The organism is Phenylobacterium sp. (genome assembly GCF_030698145.1).
Classification (GTDB): domain Bacteria; phylum Pseudomonadota; class Alphaproteobacteria; order Caulobacterales; family Caulobacteraceae; genus Phenylobacterium.
In genome coordinates this window covers 1-18,827 of the sequence record NZ_JAUYNW010000020.1, presented here as the reverse complement: position 1 = coordinate 18,827, position 18,827 = coordinate 1, and the positions used below count along the sequence as shown (strand labels likewise).

Sequence of the window (18,827 nt, the reverse complement as noted above, 5' to 3'; positions counted from 1 at the left end):
CATAACGCCGAGTCTCAGGGACGCGTGCAGGATTCTACTGGCAGGCGAGGCACTCGTCGTAATCGGTGCGTTCGGTGGACATCGCCACCACCGCGGCGCCTTCGCCGCCGGCATGGGCGGCCCGCTGCACGGACTTCGACCGCATGTAGTAGAGCGACTTGCAGCCGCGCTCCCAGGCCTGCCAGTGCAGCATGTGCAGGTCCCACTTGTCGACGTCGCCGGCCAGGAAGATGTTCACCGACTGGCTCTGGCAGATGTCGGGCGTGCGGTCGGCGGCCAGCTCGATCACCCAGCGCTGGTCCAGCTCGAAGGCGGTCTTGTAGACGTCCTTGTCGTCCTGGCTGAGGCAGTCCAGGTGCTGGACCGAGCCCTCGTTCTCCAGGATCGAGTCCCAGATCGCCGCGGTGTTGCAGCCCTTCTCCTCGAGCAGGCGCTCCAGATAGGGGTTCTTGACGGCGAAGGAGCCCGACAGGGTCTTGTGGGTGTAGATATTGGCAGGGATCGGCTCGATGCCGGCCGAAGTGCCGCCGCAGATGATCGAGATCGAGGCGGTGGGCGCGATGGCCAGCTTGTGGCTGAACCGCTCCATGACGCCGCGCTCGCCGGCGTCCGGGCACGGGCCGCGCTCGGCGGCGAGCGTGCGGGAGGCCGCGTCGCACTGGCGACGCAGGTGCTTGAACAGGCGCACGTTCCAGCACTTGGCCAGCGCGCTCTCGAACGGCACGTTCTGGGCCTGGAGGAAGGTGTGGAAGCCCATGAGGCCCAGGCCCACCGAACGCTCGCGCTGGGCGGCGTAGACGGCGTTGGCCATCTCGGGCGGCGCGCGCTCGATGAAGTCCTGCAGGACGTTGTCGAGGAAGCGCATGACGTCCTCGATGAAGGTCGGGTGGTCGCGCCACTCCATGAACTTCTCGGCGTTGACCGAGGAGAGGCAGCAGACGGCGGTGCGCTCGCGGCCCAGGTGGTCGGTCCCGGTGTGGAGCATGATCTCCGAGCACAGGTTCGACTGGCGCACCGAGAGGCCGAGCTCGCGCTGATGCTGCGGCATGGCGCGGTTCACGGTGTCGGAGAAGATCAGGTAGGGCTCGCCGGTCTGCAGGCGGACCTCGAGGATCTTCTGCCAGAGCGACCGGGCGTCGACCTCGCGGATGATCTCTTTGGTCTTGGGCGAGCGCAGGCCGAACATGGCGCCCTCGCGCACGGCCTCCATGAACTCGTCGCTGATCGAGATGCCGTGGTGCAGGTTGAGGGACTTGCGGTTGAAGTCGCCCGACGGCTTGCGGATCTCGAGGAACTCCTCGATCTCCGGATGGTGGATGTCGAGATAGACCGCCGCCGAGCCGCGGCGCAGCGACCCCTGGCTGATGGCCAGGGTCAGGCTATCCATCACCCGGATGAAGGGGATGATGCCGCTGGTCTGGCCCGCGCCCTTCACCTTCTCGCCGATCGAGCGCACGCCGCCCCAATAGGTGCCGATACCGCCGCCGTTGGAGGCCAGGGCCACGTTCTCGGTCCAGACGCTCTGGATGCCGTCGAGCGAGTCGCCGACGGCGTTCAGGAAGCAGGAGATCGGCAGGCCGCGGCCCGCGCCGCCGTTGGACAGCACCGGGGTGGCCGGCATGAACCAGAGGTTGGAGATGTAGTCATAGATGCGCTGGGCGTGGTCGGCGTCGTCGGCATAGGCCGTGGCCACCCGGGCGAACATGTCCTGGTAGCTTTCGCCGGCCAGCAGGTAGCGGTCCTCCAGCGTGGTCTTGCCGAAATCGGTCAGCAGGGCGTCACGCGAACGGTCGACCTCGACCTTGCGGACCAGCTGGAGCTGCGGTCGCTCGGATCGCCCGGCTGCGACCGGGGTCACGTCCGAAACCGTCCGAATTACCGCTTCGCTGCTGCTCATGACCCAAAACCCATAACTATCAGGCGCTTCGAGCCCCCCGCCCGTCGTCGCCCATCTCAACTATATCTAGTGGGCGCCCCGCCCCTTCTACGCATCATATGGGGCATCAAGCCTAATGACTCGTCAACGGGGTCGGAGGGTTGTCCCCGTGTGTTTTTCGTTACCCAAAGGTTAACGCGCTGCGCCAGGGATTGAAGCGCCTTGGTTTTCAGCGTGTGATCCAGCGGCGCCCTCACGCGCATGTGACAATGGGCCTCGCCCTAGGCGCGAGTCGTTCTCAGTTGCTTCCGTCCGCCCACCCCCCTATCCAGCACGCCGTCACTGGGGAGTAGCCGCCCGTAGCTCCAGCGGGGGGTGCGTCAACACAATTGCTGGGTTCTCGGACCCGCATGGCGCATCCGGCGACGCGCATTCAGGCGGAGTGGTCTCCGGTCCGCCGCCCGGAATGCGCGTTACTTTGAGTGTCCTTGGCCACGTGCTGCGCACGTGACCGGGTGCTTGGCGAGACCTTTGGCTTTCGTGCGTCGGTCCATGCGGGGTCGGCGGCGCGGAAGGCCATTGGTATGCCTCGACCCCGCCCGGATGACTGCTTCCATGGACGCCTTCCTCGTCTCCACCGGCCTCGTGGCCATCGCCGAGATCGGCGACAAGACCCAGCTCCTGGCCATCCTGCTGGCCGCCCGCTTCCGCAGGCCCGTTCCGATCATCCTGGGCATCCTGATCGCCACCATCGCCAACCACGCCCTGGCGGCGATGGTGGGCGTGGCGGCGGGCCAGTTCCTGCAGGGCCCGTGGATGAAGTGGCTGCTGGGCGCAGCCTTCCTGGCCTTCGCCGCCTGGGCCCTGATCCCCGATACGTTCGAGGACAAGGACGCCCCGCGCGAGCGGGCTGGGGCCGGCGTGTTCCTCACCACCCTGGTGGCCTTCTTCCTGGTGGAGATGGGCGACAAGACCCAGGTGGCCACGGTCGCCCTGGCGGCCAGGTTCCACCAGGTCCTGTGGGTGGCGGCGGGCACGACGCTGGGCATGATGATCGCCAATGTCCCGGCGGTCTATCTGGGCGAGGCGGCGGCGGGGCGGCTGCCGCTCAGGCACATCCGCTGGGCGGCGGCGGGGTGCTTCGCGGCGGTGGGGGTGTGGGTGTTGGTTTGGGGGTAGGTGCGGGGTTGGGCGATTGGCGAGGTCAGCTCCGCCGCAACGGGGCCCATCGACCCGGAGCGGACCTTCACAACCCTGCCCCCCGCTCGGCCCAACGTCGGAACACGCCGATAATGGTCAGCAGGTCCGCAACGCCGCACCCAGGCGCGCCAACAGTGCCATCGATTGCGTCGCTCGACTAACCAGGGTTCGTCATGTCAGGGTGCAGAAGCACGGAGGGGACATGCGTACAGCGATCTCACTTATCGCAATCTTGCTCGTGGCGGGATGTTCGAAGAGCGCTACCGATACACCCGAGGCCACGTTCAACACGATTGTCAAACAGTCGTCTGCGGCTCAGACCTCTTTACTACGCGACCCACCGGAGCGTTGCGGCCCAAGCGTAGGCTCGCAAATGCAACAGTGTCAGCGCGAGCTGATGAGCTGCATAAACCTGTGCTACAAGTTCAAAAAAGATAAGCGGCAAGCTTGCATAGAGGGCGATAACGGCTGTCGCGGTCGCCACTTCACCTGTGTCTCCAATATCGCCTGTGAGTGATCGCACGGCTTCGTCCTGCCCTAAGGCTGCCCGACAGCGGTCGAACGGTCCACATCGCGAGGCGGCTGCCATCGTCGGGCTCGCGTACCTAGGTCAGTACGCGGCCCCCGTCGGCGGCCACATACCGAACTGCGTCCCAATTCCCAAAGAACAGGGTGAACGGCGCGCCGGGCGGTTCGGACCACCGGACTGATACCAACCCTCGTGGGGGCTGACTCACGGGGGCTTCCGCGCGCCGCCAAGTTCCGATTCGATGTGATGATTCGGGAATTTCGGGGACACTATACCCAATTCAACGCCGCGCTGGCGCGCCGGGCAAGGGTCCAGCCCAATGCGGGACGCGCGCCAATTAAGTATAGTGTCCCCGTAATTCCGGCGGCGGGCGGCGGCTGGGGTCTGGGTGTTGGTTTGGGGGTAGGTGGCGCGATCAGGACTCGGCCAGCGGGCCGTCGGTCTCTTGAAGCGCGAAGGCCCATCGATCAGCGAACCGGTAGAGCGGCGCGAAGGCGTCCAGCAGCTCGCCTCCCATCGCGGTGAGCTGATAGCCGGCGGCGCCCAGCTCAATGATCCGCGCTTCACGCAGTTCGTTGACGCGCGCCTGCAGGACGGTGGGCGAGATATCCCCGGCCGCGACCCGCAGGGCGCGAGAGGTCAGGGCCCCATCGCGCAGCTCCCAAAGGATGCGCAGCGTCCACCGTCGTCCAAGCCGTTCGAGCAGCGCCATGATCGGTCGACGATCGTCGACCCTCGGCGGCTTGGCGGCCATCTGTTCGCCCATGAAAACCGCCCTTGCATTTGCTACTATTATAGTAGCACCCTTCCGCTACCAGAATGATAGCGTGGAGTCGCAAGCCATGACAAGAATTCCTCCCCTGCAAGCCCCCTACCCGGACGAGGTCCAGGAGAATTTCGACCAGGTCATGCCCCCAGGGGTCCCGCCGCTGGTGCTGTTCACCACCCTGGCCAGCAGCGCGCGGGCGTGGCGCAAGTTCCGGTCGGGTTCGCTGCTCGACGGACGGTTGCTGACGCTTCGAGAGCGGGAGATCGTCATCAACCGGGCCTGCGCGCGCGCCGGCTGCGAGTACGAGTGGGGCGTGCACGTCGCGGCCTTCGCCACGGCCGCGAAGCTCAACAAGGCCGAGATCGCGGCAACCCTGGAACATCCCGCCAAGCCGGGCCGCTGGAGCCGCAAGGAGGACGCCCTGGTGTCGGCCATCGATGCGCTGCACGACCGCGCGACGCTCTCGGCCGCGGAGTTCGCCGACCTTCAGAGCCATTTCGACAATGACCAGATCCTGGAGGTCCTGCTTCTCGCCGGCTTCTACCGGACCGTCGCCTACATCGCGAACGGCCTCGACCTTCCCCTTGAACCTACCGCCGCGCGCTTCGCCCAGTACGCACCGGCATGACTTTCTCGCCTCGACGCCCACGCCCCGAGCCACCGGTTGGGGTCTGGGCGCTGGTTTGGGGGTAGGTGGCGCGGGGCTGGACTTGCGCGCTGCTCGAAGTCTGCGTTGCGCCAGGAGCCGTCATCACGAAGGTCCACGCTTGCGACGAACACTGGTCAAGGTGACACTGGTTTTGTGCGACGCATTCATCCATGCGCGACGGCCCTGAAGAGCCTTGCAGCCGTCGTGGGTTCGCTTGCCATGCTGTCCACGGCAAGCGCCGCGGATCACGGTGCGTGGTCCGCGCGGACGATCCCATCGACGGGTCTCTTCAAGCCCGCCACCGCAACGGACGCTGAGGCCTGGCGTCCGTTGCCGGACACGCAGATGCTGATCTACACAGCCGGTGGCGGCCCGGAAGAGGTGTGGATAGGCTGCAGGAAGGGTGACGGGTTCATCGTCTTCGGTTTCCTGATCCGCCGTCGACCGCCCGATTCGTTGCTGGCCGAGCAGTGGCACCTTAGGCGCTCGATGAGCGAGCCTTTGCCCTTCGTGGCCACCGTCACGTCGGGGAATGCATCCGCCCGCCGACGCGACGCGCCAATGGGGCATGACGGCGGCGTACAGTTCAACGCCACCCTTCCAGTCGGTCACCCAGTCGTGCGTAACTTTGCGCGCACAGGTTTGATCCGACTTCACGCCCTCGACGAAGTCCGGGCTCCCCCGCCCGCCCCAAAGGCGGACGCAAGCGCGCTCGTCACCGCCTGTGCTTCCTGAAAAGACGGCTGTCGATCCCGAGACTTGCTCCAGCCCCATGGCCGGCGAGAGATCATTGGGCGCCCCGCGCACCATTTCCGGGAGAACCGGACATTGGCTTCACGGACGAAAGCTGACAATTCTCGACCGATTGAAACCGCGCCAATTATCTCAGGGAACATTCATGCAGTTTGACCACGTTATCCTCGGTCGCCGGAGCATCCGGGGTTACAAGCCCGATCCCGTTCCCAGGGCGCTGATCGAGGAGATCATCGGTTTGGCGATGCGTGCGCCGTCGTCGATGAACACCCAGCCCTGGAATTTCTACGTCATCACCGGCGAACCGCTGGATCGGATCCGCGCCGGCAATACCGAGCGGATGGTGACGGGGGTACCGCAATCGCGCGAGTTCCGCACGGGACAGGCCTTTGCAGGTCCGCACCGCGACAGGCAGGTCGGCGTCGCCAAGCAATTGTTCTCGGCGATGGGGATCGCGCGCGATGACAAGGAGATGCGCCAGGACTGGGTGCTGCGCGGCTTCCGTCAGTTCGACGCGCCCGTCTGCGTGATCGTGACCTACGACCGCGTGCTGGACGGCAGCGACGACACGCCGTTCGATTGCGGCGCCGTGACGACGGCCCTGGTCAATGCCGCCTGGTCTCGCGGGCTCGGAGCGGTGATCAACAGCCAGGGCATCATGCAGTCACCGGTGGTTCGTGAGCACGCCGGAATCGCCGACGATCAGGTCATCATGAAAAGTATCGCGCTGGGCTGGCCGGATGAAAGCTTCCCGGCGAATGCGGTCGTGTCTGAACGCAAGGCGGTGGCTGAGGCGACCGTGTTCGTCGGTTTCGGCGACTAGGCGCGAGGCAGCCTTCTTCGGTCTCGATTTGCACCTTCGCCAGGTCGGCTCGGGGGGAATTTCGGGGGCTCGCCTCGCGCAACTTCCAGCAGAGCTGCTCACAGCGTGGTATAAGTAAAGGCAGTGGATTGTGAGCAGGGCTATCGGTGGGTCCTCCAGGCAAGCCGCCCCGGCAGTGGCTTGCGCACCGCGAGCCCGCCGGTCAGATGAAAGGACGGCCATGGCGGTCCATCCAGATGCGGTGCACGGCCTGGCCTTTGCGGTCGTCGCCTCCGCAACGTCACCCCTCGTGCTGCTGAACGGTGATCTTACGGTCATTGGCGCCAGCGCGACGTTCTTCCGCGCGTTTCACATCGACCCAGCCACCGCGCCCGGTCTTCCAATCTTCGACCTTGGCGATGGCGAATGGAATGTCCGTCAGCTCCGCTCGCTGCTGAAGGCGACGGCCTCCGGTGATGCTGAGATCGAAGCCTACGAAATGGACCTGAAGAGCGCCCGTGGTGAGCCACGCCGACTGGTGCTCAACGCCCAAAAGCTGAACTACGGGGACGAGGCGCATCGCTACATCCTGCTGTCCGTCGCCGACGTTACGGATGAGCGCCACGCCGTGAAGCTCAAGGACGACCTGTTACGGGAGAAGGCCATCCTGCTTCAGGAGGTCCAGCACCGCGTCGCCAACAGCCTGCAGATCATCGCCAGCGTCATCCTGCAAAGCGCGCGCAAGGTAAGTTCGGAAGAAACGCGCCTCCACCTCACCGATGCGCACAACCGGGTGATGTCGGTCGCCGCCCTGCAACAGGAACTCTCGGCCTCCAGGCTCAGCGATGTCGAGCTGCGCGCCTACTTCACAAAGCTCTGCGACAGCATCGGCGCATCCATGATCCGTGACCACGATCAGCTTGTGCTGGAGGTGAAAGCTGACGACAGCACGAGCGACCCGGGCGTATCGGTGAGTCTGGGCCTGATCGTGACTGAGTTGGTGATCAACTGCCTGAAGCACGCGTTTCCCGGCGGTCGCCCGGGAAGGATCGAGGTTGGTTATCACTCTCGCGGCCCCAACTGGACACTGTCGGTCGCCGATAACGGAGTGGGCATGCCCAAGGATAAGGCGAGCTCCACGCCAGGCCTCGGCACCAGCATCGTTGAAGCCCTCGCCAACCAGCTAAGCGCCCGCGTCCATATGGCCGATGCGCATCCGGGGACGCTGGTTTCGGTGGCTCACACGCAGATCGCGGCCGTCGCGGACGAACGCGAAGGTGACGAGCCTCGGGCGGCGTCTGGCTCGAAGTCCGCCGACTAGGGGCCTGGCCGCCGCCGGCCTCTGTCAGCCGCTCGATGCGGCGAGGAACACCGCGTATTGAGCGTCGAAGGCCCGCTTGTAGGCGGGCCGTGCTTCGGCGCGGGCGATGTAGGCGGAGAGGTTCGGATATTCGTCCACGAGGCCCGATCCGCCCAACCTCTGCAGCACCGACACCATCATCAGGTCACCGGCGCTGAACGCGCCGTCGAGCCAATCGGCGTCGCCAAGGCGATTGGAAAGTTCGCCCAGTCGGGCGCGGATGCGATCCTCGACCAGGGGAAGGCGCTGCTCGGACCAGGTCTTGTCGCGTTCCACCAGCTTGGCGATCTGGAGATCCATGATCGGCGGCTCCACCGTGCTGAGCGCGGCGAACATCCATGTGACCGCGCGCGCCCGGGCGTTCGCATCGTCCGGCAGCAGGCCCGCATGGCGCTCCGCAATCTGGAACACGATGGCGCCCGACTCGAACAGGGCGAGGTCGCCGTCCTCATAGGTCGGAATCTGCCCGAAAGGATGCAGCGCCAGATGGGCGGGCTCCTTCATCTCAGTGAATGAAACAAGGCGAACGTCGTAGGGCTGGCCAACTTCCTCAAGCGCCCAGCGAACGCGCATGTCGCGCGCCAGACCCCGGCCGCGATCGGGCGAACTCTTGAAGGCGGTGATGGTGGGGCTCATGGGGCGGCTCCGGGCGAGGACATGACGCCGTCCAGCGTGGCATGGGTGATCTGCTTCCGCATTGTCTCTCTGCGGGGTCTTCGTATCCGGAGGACGAACGACAGGCGGGCCTCACGACAGCCGCTCAGATTTTTTCCGGCGAAGCGCCGTCGGGCGCCGTCCTCATCTTCGCCGCAACTCCGCCGGCGAGCGTCGGGCTTCCCGGCGGATCAGCCGGCGCAGGGTCGAGGGTTCGGCGTAGCCGACGCGGCGGGCGACCTCGTCGACCGGCAGGCGGGTGGTTTCCAGCAGGCGCTCGGCGGCCTCCATGCGGATGCGCTGGGCGAACCTGACCGGGGAGAGGCCGCAGACCGCCGCCAAGCGGCGGGCGAAGGTGCGCGGGGCCAGGCCCGCCGAGGCGGCGAACTCCTCCATGCTGAAGTCGCGGGCGATGTTCTGGCGCGCCCAGGCCTCGGCGCGGGCGATCTGGGCGTCCTGGCCCGCCAGGAAGGTCACCGCCATGTAGGGCGCCTGGGAGCGGCGCTGGTCCAGCAGGAGGTAGCGGGCGCAGGCCTCCGAAAGGCCGGGACTGGCGAACTTGGCGATCACCGCCAGCATGAGGTCCATCTGGGCCATGGCCGCCCCGGCGGTGGCGATCGGCCAGTCGGGCACGACGATCTGGTCGGCGACCAGGTCGACATCGGGGTGCAGGCGGCGAAAGGCCGGGGCCAGCCACCAGGTGGTGGTGGCGCGCCGGCCCGACAGCAGGCCGGCCTGCGCCAGGATGAAGGTGCTGGCGCAGGAGGCGGCGACGGAGGCGCCGGCCGCATTAGCCTCGCCCGCGATCCCGGCGGCCCGCCGGACGGCGGGGGTGGCGAGGCGGGCGATGAGCTCGGCCTCGGAGCGGACGCCCAGGCCGGGCGCGATCAGCAGGTCGCCGGAGGCGAAGGCGGTCGGGGCGCGGCCGGTCCGCAAGGTCGCCACCTCGAACGGCGCGCGGCGGCCGGCGTTGAGGCTCACCTGGTTGGCGGTCTCCAGGGCGTCGAGGGTGATGGCGAGGCTGGAGGCCATGCCGTCCGGCAGCGCCAGGACATGGACGCGAGTCATTGGCGAGTTATCCCTGAAAGGTGTCGTATTCGACTCTATCGCGAAATGACCCGGCGGGCGAGTCTGCGACCATATCCCGACCACAGGAGCGAGACCTTGCCCAACATCATCATCAGAGCGCCGCAGGGCGTGTTCGACGCCGACGCCCGCGACCGGCTCGCCAAGGCGGTGACCCAGGTCGCCAAGACCGTCGAGCAGGGCGGCGACGATCCCAGCCAGGCGGCCCTGACGTGGGTGTTCATCGACGAGTTCCAGCCGGGCGCCTTCTACGCCGGCGGGAACGACCCGCTGGAACGGCTGATCCCGGTGGTGGTGTTCTTCCACTATCCCGCCGGCGTGCTGGACGACGCGGCGCGGGCCGATGCGGCGCGGCTGCTGCAGGAGGTCATCGCCGCGACCAAACCGGCCGGAGACCCGCGCCCGGTCGTGACCTCGGTGATCATGACCGAGGTGGCGGACGGAACCTGGGGCGGCAACGGCGGCATCTGGCGCCTGCCCGACCTGGCCAGGGCCGCCGGCTACAAGCACCTGCAACACCTCGCCGCCTGATCGGCGCGGAAAGGACCAAGCCGATGACGCACCCGACGATGACGCAGGACGACCCCCTTGAGGACTTCGAGCGGCGAGAGTTCACCTTCGAGGGCGCCTCGAAGGTGGTCTACGTGGCCGGCGCCGGGCCGGCGGTGATCGTCATGACGGAGATGCCCGGGATCAGCCCGCATGTGGCGCGCTTCAGCCGCTGGGTCCGGGACGCTGGGTTCAGCGTCTACATGCCCTCGCTGTTCGGGCGCGACGGGGCGGTCCCGGGCGCGGAGGAAGGCGCGGCGGTGTTCCGGCGGGCCTGCGTCAGCGCCGAGTTCCGCGCCTTCGGCGCCAACCAGTCGAGCCTGGTGACGGTCTGGCTCCGCGCGTTGGCGCGGCAGGCCCATGAGGCCTGCGGCGGGCCAGGCGTGGGCGCCATCGGCATGTGCTTCACCGGCAATTTCGCGCTGACCATGATGCTGGAGTCCTCGGTCCTGGCGCCGGTGCTCTCCCAACCGTCCCTGCCCCTGGACGACCCCGGCGGGCTGGACATCGCGCCTGAGGACCTAGCCGCGGTCGGGCGCCGCCTGGAGGCCGACGACCTGACCGTCCTGGCCTACCGCTTCGCGGGCGACCAGGTCTGCCGGGCCGAGCGGTTCGCGGCCCTGTCGCAGGCGCTGGGCGAGCGGTTCATAGGCCGGGTGCTGCCCGACAGCGCCGCCCACGGCGACCCGCCGCCGTTCTTCCAGCGCCACGTGGCCTTCCCCCACAGCGTGGTCACCGCTCACCTGATCGACGAGGCGGGCCAGCCGACGCTGGCGGCCCGCGACGAGATCCTGGCCTTCTTCCGCCGCCGGCTCCTGGCCTGAGCCCCATGCCGTACGTGCTGATCCTCCATGAGGTCGACGACTACCTGGCCTGGAAGGCGGTGTTCGACGCCGCCGCGGACATCCGCAAGGCCGCGGGCGAGCTCAGCTTCCAGGTCCTGAGCGCGCAAGGCGACGCCAACCAGGTCGTGCATTTCTCGCGATGGCGGAGCCTGGACGGCGCCCGGCGCTTCTTCGAGTCGCCGGAGGTGGCCGAGATCCGTCGCCAGGCCGGGGTGCGGGCGCCGCGGTTCATCTATCTCGACGAACTGGATCGAGGCGATCTCTGAAGCCTGATTCCAAAGCAACAAGCGGAGTTCGGCCGGGCCGGGCGGGGCCTAGGTGTCGGGCAAGGCGTCTGCGGACGCCTCACCCAACAGCAGCCAAGGAAGAGAACTCCATGTCCAAGGAAGAAGACAACCAGGCCATCGTCGGCCGCTGGTTCACCGATTTCTGGGGCCAGACCTGCGACCTGGCCATCGTCGACGAGCTCGCCGCGCCCGACATGCTCCTGCAATATTCCCTGCATGAGCCGCGCCGCGGGCGCGACGACATCAAGGCCTTCATGACCGGCTTCCGCGAGGCCTTCCCCGACCTCAGCTTCTGGGGCGCGGCGGACCTGATCGCCGAGGGCGACTATGTGGTCGGCCGCTGGGAAGGCGGCGGCACCCATACCGGGCCGGCGTTCAGCGACTTCCTGACGGGCGGCCTGCCGGCGGCCACCGGCCGGGCGATGCGCTTCACCGGAACGACGGTGCTGAAGCTCCAGAACGGCAAGATCGTCGAGGAGATCGGCCTCGACGACGGGGTCAGCGCCTTGACCCAACTCGGCCTGATCCGCGCGGCCTAGATGGCGGCGCCGCGCCGGCGGTTTCTCGCCGGCGCGCCGCTAGACCGCCGTCAGGGGCCAGAACCAGGCGATCAAAGGACCGCCCAGAATCAGGATCAGCAGGGTGAGCGGCGCGCCAAGCCGGGCGTAGTCGCTGAACCTGTAGCCGCCCGGACCCATGACCAGGGTGTTGCACTGGTGGCCGATGGGGGTGAGGAAGTCGCACGCCGCGCCCAAGGCCACGGCCATCAGGAAGGGGTCGGGGTTGAGCGACAGCTTCTGCGCCAGGCTGGCGCCCACCGGCGCCACGATCAACACGGTGGCGGCGTTGTTGAGGAAGGGCGTGGCGGCCATGGCCACGGCCATGATCGAGATCAGGGCGATTATCGGCTCCTGGCCCCGGAAGATCGCCGACAGGGCGTCGGCGATCAGGTCCGCGCCGCCCGTGGTCTCGATGGAGCCGGAGACCGGGATCATGGCGGCGATCAGGATGATCAGCGGGCCGTCGATGGCGGCGTAGGCCTCGCGCATGCGGATCGAGCCCACCGCCACCACCAGCACCGCCGCGCCGAAGAAGGCCACGGCCACCGGGGCGAGCTGGAAGGCCACCAGGATCATCGCCGCGGCCAGGATGGCGGCCGGGGCGATCCGGTGGCGGATGCCGCCCAGCCGCATCTCCCGCTCGGCCAGGGGCAGGAGGCCGAGCGTCGTCAGCGCGCCCGGCAGGCTGCGCTCGCCGCCCTGCAGCAGGACGATGTCGCCGGCCCGCAGGCGCACGCGGTTGAGGTGCTGCTTGAGACTGTAGCCGGACCGGCTGACCGCCAGCAGGTTGACCCCGTGCTGGCCATAGAGGTCGAGCTGCTGGGCCGAGCGCCCGATCAGGCCCGACTCGCCACTGACCACCACCTCCAGGACCCGGACCTCCTCGGTGGGCTGCTCCATGACCACCGGACGGTGGGCGCGGGTAAGGCGCAGCCTGGCGCGCTTGATGAGGTCGTCCAGCGCCTGGGGCTCGCCCTGCAGCAGCAGGGTGTCGCCCGGCCGGACCTTGGTGTTCGGATGGGGTCGGGAGATCCGCCGCCCGGCCCGGCGCAGGCCCATGACCTGGGCCTCGTCATGGGCCATGGCGTGAAGGTCGGCGATCCGGGACTTGGCCGGGTTCCAGTCGTCGGGAACCTCGACCTCGGTGAAATAGGCGTTGGCGGCCAGGGCCGCGTCGATGTTCACGGCCGGCGCGCGGCCGGTGGGCAGGATGCGGTAGGCGAGGCTCAGGAAGACCAGGCCGATCAGGGCGAAGCCCAGGCCGACCGGCGCGTAGTCGTACATGCCGAACGGCTTGCCCAGGAGCTGCTCGCGCAACTGGGAGACGATGATGTTGGGCGCGGTGCCGACCAGGGTCACGACCCCGCCCAGCATGGCCCCGAAGGCCATGGGCATCAGCAGGCGCGAGGGCGATGAGCCGGTGCGCCGGGCGATCTGCAGGGCCACCGGCATCAGGATCGCCAGGGCGCCGACATTCTTGGTGGCGGTGGAGAGCGCCATCACCGCGGCGGTCAGGACCGGAACCTGGCTGCGCTCGGTCTTCAGGTGCGGGGTCAGCGGCCGCAGCACGGCCTCGATGATCCCCGATCGGGCGAAGGCGGCGCTGACGATCAGGGCCGCGCCGACGATGATGGTGATGTCGTTGGAGAGGCCGTCGAAGGCCTTGTCGGCCGGCACCGCCCCGATGACCACTCCGGCGAGCAGGGCGCAGACGGCGATCACGTCGTAGCGGAACCGGCCCCAGATGAAGGCCGCGATCGTCAATCCGACCAGGCCGAAGGCCAGCCCTTGTTGCAGCGTCATCCAGGTCCCCGCGCAGTGCAGGTTCGGAAACGCGGAAAGCCGTGGAAGGCTGCGGCGCAAAACAAAAGAGCCCGGCCTTTCGGCCGGGCTCCCTGTTGATCAGCTCAGTCGCTGAAGATCGATATCTTAGAAGTTGATGTCGATCGTCGAGCGGCGGTTGAGCGGTTCCTTCACGCCGTCGCCGGTCGCAACGGCGAGTTGGGACTCGCCCTTCCAATCGACTTGCAGCTTGTCGGCGCCGAGGCCCAGCCCGACCAGCGAGTCGGCGACGGCCTTGGCGCGGCGTTCCGACAGGCGGGCGTTGTAGGCGTCAGAGCCCGACGAGTCGGTGTGGCCGACCACGATCACGCGGGTGGCGTTACCGGCCGAGGCGTAGCTCGCGGCTTCCTGGACCACCGTCTGGGCTTCCGGCGTCAGGACGTACTGATCGAACGGGAAGTAGACGATGAACTGCTTGGCCTCATACGCCGGCGGAGGCGGCGGGGGAGGCGGCGGCGGGGGAGGCGGCGGGGGCGGCGGGGGCGGCGGGGGCGGAGGCGGCGGGGGCGGCGGAGCGGCGAAGGAGTACCGCAGGCCGAGGGTCACCGACTGGTCGCGATATTCGCCGGAGAACACGCCGGGCTGGAGCGCATGGCTGCCGACCGACGCGAAGTCGAGATCGGAACCGCCGAGCCAGCGATAGGTCAGGTCGACGTTCAGGCGATCGGTCGCCCTCCAGGCCAGACCCGCGATCAGCTGATAGGCGAGCGCGGTGTCGTCGTCATCGATGGTCAGGTTCTGGATGAACGGGTTGGCCGCGGTGACGGCCCCGGTCACGCTGGAGAACTGGCCGACGGTGTCGAGCGAGACGTGGTTGATCCCGATGCCGAAGCCCAGGAAGGGGTTGATCGTCGCGCCGGGCATGAAGTCATAGATGACGTTGCCCATGACGGTCCACGACTCGATCTCACCCGAGGGCGAGCCGCAGGACGGCGCCGCCGTGGTGCGGAGCACGCCGGCGGTGCAGAGGCCGAGGATCGCGTTGGACGAGCCGCCGCGGATCGATTCGATGTCGCCGGGGCGATAGCCGCCCTCAAGCTCGACGCGCCAATGCTCGTTCAGCTGGTAGCCGAGACGGGCGAAGCCGGTCCAATCTTCTTCTTGATTGAAGTCCCAGCTGTAGGGCGAGCCACCCGCGGAGTTATTCGACGAGGCGGCTTCGATGCCTTCAGGCATATGGTAGCCGAGATCGACGGCGCCATACCAGCCGGCGTCTTGCGCGGAAGCGCCGGACGCGGCGAACACCGCCGCCAGGGCGGCTCCCGCCAGAAGTTTGAATTTCATATTCAGAGCCCTCTCATTGCCCTTTGCCGCGGCCTTAAGCCTCAGCAGTGTTATATCAAGGCCGAAGCGTAGCGAAAGTGTCGCAGGCGCAACACATTCACCAATTCCCCAGGCCCCACGAACTCACGCCAGGACGCTACAAATATTCCCCGTTGCAAGCAACTTCGGGGCGAGGGACGAATCCCTCTTTCGTGTCACGGGCGAAGCGCCTGGCGCGCCCCGATCGCTTCGAAACTCGCAAAGACGACTTCGGCCAGACCTGCGAGCGGGCGTCAAGCCCGCGCGATCCACGGGCGAATGTCTTTGAAAATACTTGTAAATCTGTCACGACGCCGCAGGCCGGCCGATCGGTTTGCTCGCGCAACTCGTCCGTGTCCGGATACATTCCAGCCCCATGAAAACACTGCGCACGCCCTTGCGCCTCGATCCCGACAACGCCGGCTCCCAGGCTTGGTTCCGGGGTCGCCGACGCCTTGCGCCGCTTAGGTTGGGATGGTGGCGCTTTTGCCTCACCCGTCATGGCGGAATTAGGTCAGGATTCGGCCGCTCGCCGATAGCGGCGAGTGCGGCCGCCGAGCGCCTCGGGCCGGTTCAGCGCCTTGCGGAACTCGTCGCGCCGCTCGTGGATCGAGGCGATGATCAGGCCCATGGGCACGCCGATCTCCACCAGCACGGCTTCGGACAGCTGCAGGCTGGCCTCCACGGTCTCGGGCACGGCGTCGGTGGCGCCAAGTTCGTAGAGCCGCTGGGCCTGGCGCGCGTCGCGGGCGCGGGCCACGATGATCAGGTCGGGGCGCATCTCCCGCGCCGTGGCGACGATCGCCTCCACCCCCTCGGGAGCGTCCATGGTCACCACCAGGGCGGGCGCGGTCTCCAGGCCGCAGCGCTTGAGGAACTCCGCGCGCGAGGCGTCGCCGTAGAAGATGGCGTCCCCGGCGTGACGGCCGCTCTCCACCAGGCGCGCGTCCCGCTCGGCGGCGACCCAGGGAATCTCGTGGCGGCCCAGCATGTCGCCCACCAGCTTGCCGACCCGGCCGTAGCCCACCACCAGCACGCGGGGCGTCTCGGGCTGGTGGTCCAGGATCGGCGGCTCGGACGCGACGCCCTGCCCCCCGGTCTTGCGTCCGCCCAGCTTCAGGCCCAGCGCCGCCAGCAGCGGGATGCACATCATCGAGAGGGTCGAGGCGACCAGGATGGTCTGGCCGATGGCGCTGGGCACGATGCCCTCGCCCATGGCCGCGGAGAGGATGACATAGGCGAACTCGCCGCCGCCAGCGAGCAGCAGGCCGGCCTCGGCCGCCCCGCGCCAGGGCAGGCCGAACACGCGGCTCAGCAGGAACACCACCGAGAGGTTCAGCAGCATCACGCCGCCCGCGATCCCCAGGATCAGGATGGGCTGGGCGGCCAGCAGCGACAGGTCCAGCCCGATGCCCACCGACAGGAAGAACAGCCCCAGCAGCAGGCCCTTGAACGGCTCGATGGTGACCTCGACCTCGTGGCGGTACTCGGTCTCGGCCAGCAGCAGGCCCGCGATGAAGGCGCCGAGCGCCATGGAGAGGCCGGTGAGCGCGCTGACCAGGCCCGCGCCGATGACCACCAGCAGGCAGGCGGCCATGAACATCTCTTCGCTCTTGGCCCGGGCGACGGACTTCAGCATCGGGCGCAGCAGCAGGCGGCCGAAGGCGACCAGCAGGAGCACGCCCAGCGCCGCCGGGGCGAAGGCCAGCAGCAGGCGCGGCGAGAAGGTCTCCCCGTCCGCCCCGCGGCCGAGGATGGCCAGGGTGACCAGGATCGGGGCCACCGCCAGGTCCTGGAACAGCAGCACCGAGAAGGTCGCCCGCCCGGCCGCCGAATGCTGGCGCTTGTGCTCGGTGAGGATCTGCATGACCACGGCGGTGGACGAGAGCGCCAGGGCCGCGCCGATGGCCGCCGCCGCCGCCGGGGGCTGACCGAACGCCAGGGCCACGCTGGCGATGGCGCCCAGGCTGAGGGCCACCTGCAGGGCGCCCAGGCCGAACACCCATTTGCGCATCAGGCGCAGGCGCTCCCAGGAGAGCTCCAGCCCGATCATGAACAGCAGGAACACCACCCCGAACTCGGCGAGCTGGGCGATCTCGTCGGGATTGTCGATGGTCACATAGGCCAGCCAGCCATAGGTCGAGGACAGCGCCCCCAGGCCGAACGGCCCCAGCACCACGCCCGCCCCCAGGAACCCCAGGATCGGGCTGATCTTCCAGCGTCGGAACAGCGGCACGATCACGCCGGCGGTGGCCAGGAACAGGATGACGTCCTTGTACTCGCCAGGCGAAACGTGGCCTTCCATGCGCTCTCCTTCTGGGATGAACGACAGTATGCGGCGCATCGGTGCTTCGCGTAACCCTGCAGGCGCCGCTTTAAGCCCCGTTGAGCTTCGATTTCCGCATTGAAACAAGGGCCTCGCGCCGTTGACAGCGCCCGCGGTCTTCCCGCCTATGCCCGCCATATTTTAAGCAATGGAGGAACGCCTTGGTTTGGAATTACGCCAACCTGTGGGAAGCGGTGGCCACCGCCACGCCCGATCGCCCGGCCCTGATCCACGGTGATCGGACGCTGAGCTGGAACGCCTTCGACCGCCGCGCCAACGCGCTCGCCGCCCATTTCGTCGCCGCCGGCCTGACCCGGCAGTCCAAGGTCGCGGCCTATCTCTATAACGGACCGGAGTACCTCGAGAGCTACTACGCCGCCTTCAAGGCCGGCCTGGCGCCGTTCAACACCAACTACCGCTATGGCGGCGAGGAGCTGACCTACCTCTTCGACAACGCCGACGCCGAGGCCGTGGTGTTCCACGCCTCCTTCGCCGAGATGGCCGACAAGGTGCGCGCCCGCCTGCCCAAGGTGAAGACCTGGGTCGCGGTGGCCGAGCCCGGCCATCCGGTCCCGGCCTGGGCCGCCGACTATGACGCCATCGTCGCGCCCGGCGCCGACCGGTTCGAGGCGGCCTGGGGCCGCTCGGCCGACGACCTGCTGATCATGTACACCGGCGGCACCACCGGCATGCCCAAGGGCGTGATGTGGCGCCAGGAGGACCTGTTCAAGGCGCTGGGCGGCGGGGCCAACCTGCTGCTCGGCCTGCCGCCGCTGGAGAGTGTCGAGGAAGCCGGCGTCCGCGCGGCCGCCGTCGCCGCCTCGGACGCGCCGCTGGCCATCACCATCCCGGTGGCGCCGCTGATGCACGCCACCGGCCAGTTCATCTCGTTCGGCACCCTGATCTCCGGCGGGGCGGTCGCCACCCTGGTTCCGCGCCGGTTCGACCCGGCCCACCTGTTCGACGAAGTCGACCGCCTCGGCGTCTCGGGCCTGATCATCGTGGGCCCGGCCTTCGCCGCTCCGATGCTGGAGACCCTCGACGCCAATCCCGGCCGCTGGCCCCTGCCCTCCCTGCGCCGGATCGTCTCGTCGGGCGCCATGTGGGGCGCGGAGAACAAGCAAGGCCTGCTCAAGCACCTTCCGCACATCATGCTGATGGACTCGCTGGGATCGTCCGAAGCGCTCGGCCTGGCGGCCTCCACCTCGGGCGGCGGCGCGGCGGCCGGCACGGCGAAGTTCGCCACCGGCCCCAACGCCGCGGTGTTCACCGAGGACGGCGTGCGCGTCCAGCCGGGGTCGGGCGTGCGCGGCCTGGTGGCGGTCGGCGGCCACACCCCGGTCGGCTACTACAAGGACGAGGAGAAGTCGGCCAAGACCTTCCGCACCTTCGAGGGGACCCGCTGGAGCGTGCCCGGCGACTGGGCGACCGTGGAGGC

At 68.1% G+C, this 18,827-nt stretch carries 17 protein-coding genes and 1 riboswitch; of the genes, 10 read left to right on the top strand and 7 right to left on the bottom strand.

The window, feature by feature from the left end:
• Positions 1–34: 34 nt before the first annotated feature.
• Positions 35–1,897: a ribonucleoside-diphosphate reductase subunit alpha gene (locus Q8Q77_RS02265; protein WP_305580755.1), complete on the bottom strand. Its 1,863-nt coding sequence runs from the start codon at positions 1,895–1,897 to the stop codon at positions 35–37.
• A 311-nt stretch (positions 1,898–2,208) separates the two neighbouring features.
• A riboswitch (yybP-ykoY riboswitch) is annotated at positions 2,209–2,354 on the top strand.
• A 137-nt stretch (positions 2,355–2,491) separates the two neighbouring features.
• Here Q8Q77_RS02265 and Q8Q77_RS02260 point away from each other — a divergent pair.
• The gene (locus tag Q8Q77_RS02260; protein WP_305580753.1) at positions 2,492–3,055 is read left to right on the top strand and encodes a TMEM165/GDT1 family protein; all 564 of its coding nucleotides are present in this window, start codon (positions 2,492–2,494) and stop codon (positions 3,053–3,055) included.
• 965 nt (positions 3,056–4,020) lie between these two features.
• Here Q8Q77_RS02260 and Q8Q77_RS02255 read toward each other — a convergent pair.
• Positions 4,021–4,359 (bottom strand): helix-turn-helix domain-containing protein, encoded by a 339-nt coding sequence (locus Q8Q77_RS02255; protein ID WP_305580751.1) that lies wholly within the window; start codon positions 4,357–4,359, stop codon positions 4,021–4,023.
• An 88-nt stretch (positions 4,360–4,447) separates the two neighbouring features.
• On the opposite strand from Q8Q77_RS02255, the gene Q8Q77_RS02250 reads away from it, so the two are divergent.
• The 4 genes from Q8Q77_RS02250 to Q8Q77_RS02235 all read left to right on the top strand — a co-directional run bounded on the left by Q8Q77_RS02250 (position 4,448) and on the right by Q8Q77_RS02235 (position 7,899).
• Positions 4,448–5,002 (top strand): carboxymuconolactone decarboxylase family protein, encoded by a 555-nt coding sequence (locus Q8Q77_RS02250; protein ID WP_305580749.1) that lies wholly within the window; start codon positions 4,448–4,450, stop codon positions 5,000–5,002.
• A gap of 366 nt (positions 5,003–5,368) precedes the next feature.
• Positions 5,369–5,758 carry a hypothetical protein gene (locus tag Q8Q77_RS02245; protein WP_305580747.1) on the top strand — a complete coding sequence of 130 codons (390 nt, stop codon included), beginning with the start codon at positions 5,369–5,371 and terminating at the stop codon, positions 5,756–5,758.
• Positions 5,759–5,921: 163 nt separating this feature from the next.
• Positions 5,922–6,599 (top strand): nitroreductase, encoded by a 678-nt coding sequence (locus tag Q8Q77_RS02240; protein WP_305580745.1) that lies wholly within the window; start codon positions 5,922–5,924, stop codon positions 6,597–6,599.
• A gap of 220 nt (positions 6,600–6,819) precedes the next feature.
• The gene (locus Q8Q77_RS02235; RefSeq protein ID WP_305580743.1) at positions 6,820–7,899 is read left to right on the top strand and encodes a sensor histidine kinase; all 1,080 of its coding nucleotides are present in this window, start codon (positions 6,820–6,822) and stop codon (positions 7,897–7,899) included.
• Positions 7,900–7,923: 24 nt separating this feature from the next.
• Here the strand turns inward: Q8Q77_RS02235 and Q8Q77_RS02230 are convergent, their stop codons facing one another.
• Positions 7,924–8,574, bottom strand: coding sequence for a glutathione S-transferase family protein (locus tag Q8Q77_RS02230; protein ID WP_305580741.1), 651 nt, complete (start codon positions 8,572–8,574; stop codon positions 7,924–7,926).
• A 162-nt stretch (positions 8,575–8,736) separates the two neighbouring features.
• Positions 8,737–9,660, bottom strand: coding sequence for a GlxA family transcriptional regulator (locus Q8Q77_RS02225; protein WP_305580739.1), 924 nt, complete (start codon positions 9,658–9,660; stop codon positions 8,737–8,739).
• 96 nt (positions 9,661–9,756) lie between these two features.
• On the opposite strand from Q8Q77_RS02225, the gene Q8Q77_RS02220 reads away from it, so the two are divergent.
• From Q8Q77_RS02220 to Q8Q77_RS02205, 4 genes are all read left to right on the top strand, one after another.
• Entirely contained in the window at positions 9,757–10,209 is a 453-nt protein-coding gene (locus Q8Q77_RS02220) for a hypothetical protein (protein ID WP_305580737.1), read from the top strand.
• A gap of 23 nt (positions 10,210–10,232) precedes the next feature.
• The gene (locus Q8Q77_RS02215; RefSeq protein WP_305580735.1) at positions 10,233–11,051 is read left to right on the top strand and encodes a dienelactone hydrolase family protein; all 819 of its coding nucleotides are present in this window, start codon (positions 10,233–10,235) and stop codon (positions 11,049–11,051) included.
• A 5-nt stretch (positions 11,052–11,056) separates the two neighbouring features.
• Positions 11,057–11,338, top strand: coding sequence for an antibiotic biosynthesis monooxygenase (locus Q8Q77_RS02210; protein WP_305580733.1), 282 nt, complete (start codon positions 11,057–11,059; stop codon positions 11,336–11,338).
• Positions 11,339–11,448: 110 nt separating this feature from the next.
• On the top strand, positions 11,449–11,898 hold the full coding sequence (locus Q8Q77_RS02205) for an ester cyclase (RefSeq protein ID WP_305580731.1): 450 nt from the start codon (positions 11,449–11,451) through the stop codon (positions 11,896–11,898).
• A gap of 39 nt (positions 11,899–11,937) precedes the next feature.
• Here Q8Q77_RS02205 and Q8Q77_RS02200 read toward each other — a convergent pair whose 3' ends face one another.
• The 3 genes from Q8Q77_RS02200 to Q8Q77_RS02190 form a co-directional block, all read right to left on the bottom strand.
• Positions 11,938–13,722, bottom strand: a complete 1,785-nt coding sequence (locus tag Q8Q77_RS02200) for an SLC13 family permease (RefSeq protein ID WP_305580729.1) — start codon at positions 13,720–13,722, stop codon at positions 11,938–11,940.
• Between the two features lie 126 nt (positions 13,723–13,848).
• Positions 13,849–15,045, bottom strand: coding sequence for an OmpA family protein (locus Q8Q77_RS02195; RefSeq protein ID WP_305580727.1), 1,197 nt, complete (start codon positions 15,043–15,045; stop codon positions 13,849–13,851).
• A gap of 532 nt (positions 15,046–15,577) precedes the next feature.
• A complete protein-coding gene (locus Q8Q77_RS02190) occupies positions 15,578–17,368 on the bottom strand; it encodes a cation:proton antiporter (protein WP_305580725.1) in 1,791 nt (596 codons plus the stop codon).
• A 182-nt stretch (positions 17,369–17,550) separates the two neighbouring features.
• Here Q8Q77_RS02190 and Q8Q77_RS02185 point away from each other — a divergent pair.
• Positions 17,551–18,827 (top strand): AMP-binding protein (locus Q8Q77_RS02185; protein WP_305580723.1); only part of this gene is annotated, 1,277 nt, incomplete at its 3' end.

Coding starts and splice junctions, on each gene's coding strand:
- Q8Q77_RS02190 (WP_305580725.1), bottom strand. CDS start 17,368: ATGGAAGGCCACGTTTCGCCTGGCGAGTACAAGGACGTCATCCTGTTC.
- Q8Q77_RS02235 (WP_305580743.1), top strand. CDS start 6,820: ATGGCGGTCCATCCAGATGCGGTGCACGGCCTGGCCTTTGCGGTCGTC.
- Q8Q77_RS02250 (WP_305580749.1), top strand. CDS start 4,448: ATGACAAGAATTCCTCCCCTGCAAGCCCCCTACCCGGACGAGGTCCAG.
- Q8Q77_RS02210 (WP_305580733.1), top strand. CDS start 11,057: ATGCCGTACGTGCTGATCCTCCATGAGGTCGACGACTACCTGGCCTGG.
- Q8Q77_RS02200 (WP_305580729.1), bottom strand. CDS start 13,722: ATGACGCTGCAACAAGGGCTGGCCTTCGGCCTGGTCGGATTGACGATC.
- Q8Q77_RS02245 (WP_305580747.1), top strand. CDS start 5,369: ATGCTGATCTACACAGCCGGTGGCGGCCCGGAAGAGGTGTGGATAGGC.
- Q8Q77_RS02205 (WP_305580731.1), top strand. CDS start 11,449: ATGTCCAAGGAAGAAGACAACCAGGCCATCGTCGGCCGCTGGTTCACC.
- Q8Q77_RS02265 (WP_305580755.1), bottom strand. CDS start 1,897: ATGAGCAGCAGCGAAGCGGTAATTCGGACGGTTTCGGACGTGACCCCG.
- Q8Q77_RS02225 (WP_305580739.1), bottom strand. CDS start 9,660: ATGACTCGCGTCCATGTCCTGGCGCTGCCGGACGGCATGGCCTCCAGC.
- Q8Q77_RS02215 (WP_305580735.1), top strand. CDS start 10,233: ATGACGCACCCGACGATGACGCAGGACGACCCCCTTGAGGACTTCGAG.
- Q8Q77_RS02240 (WP_305580745.1), top strand. CDS start 5,922: ATGCAGTTTGACCACGTTATCCTCGGTCGCCGGAGCATCCGGGGTTAC.
- Q8Q77_RS02230 (WP_305580741.1), bottom strand. CDS start 8,574: ATGAGCCCCACCATCACCGCCTTCAAGAGTTCGCCCGATCGCGGCCGG.
- Q8Q77_RS02260 (WP_305580753.1), top strand. CDS start 2,492: ATGGACGCCTTCCTCGTCTCCACCGGCCTCGTGGCCATCGCCGAGATC.
- Q8Q77_RS02255 (WP_305580751.1), bottom strand. CDS start 4,359: ATGGCCGCCAAGCCGCCGAGGGTCGACGATCGTCGACCGATCATGGCG.
- Q8Q77_RS02195 (WP_305580727.1), bottom strand. CDS start 15,045: ATGAAATTCAAACTTCTGGCGGGAGCCGCCCTGGCGGCGGTGTTCGCC.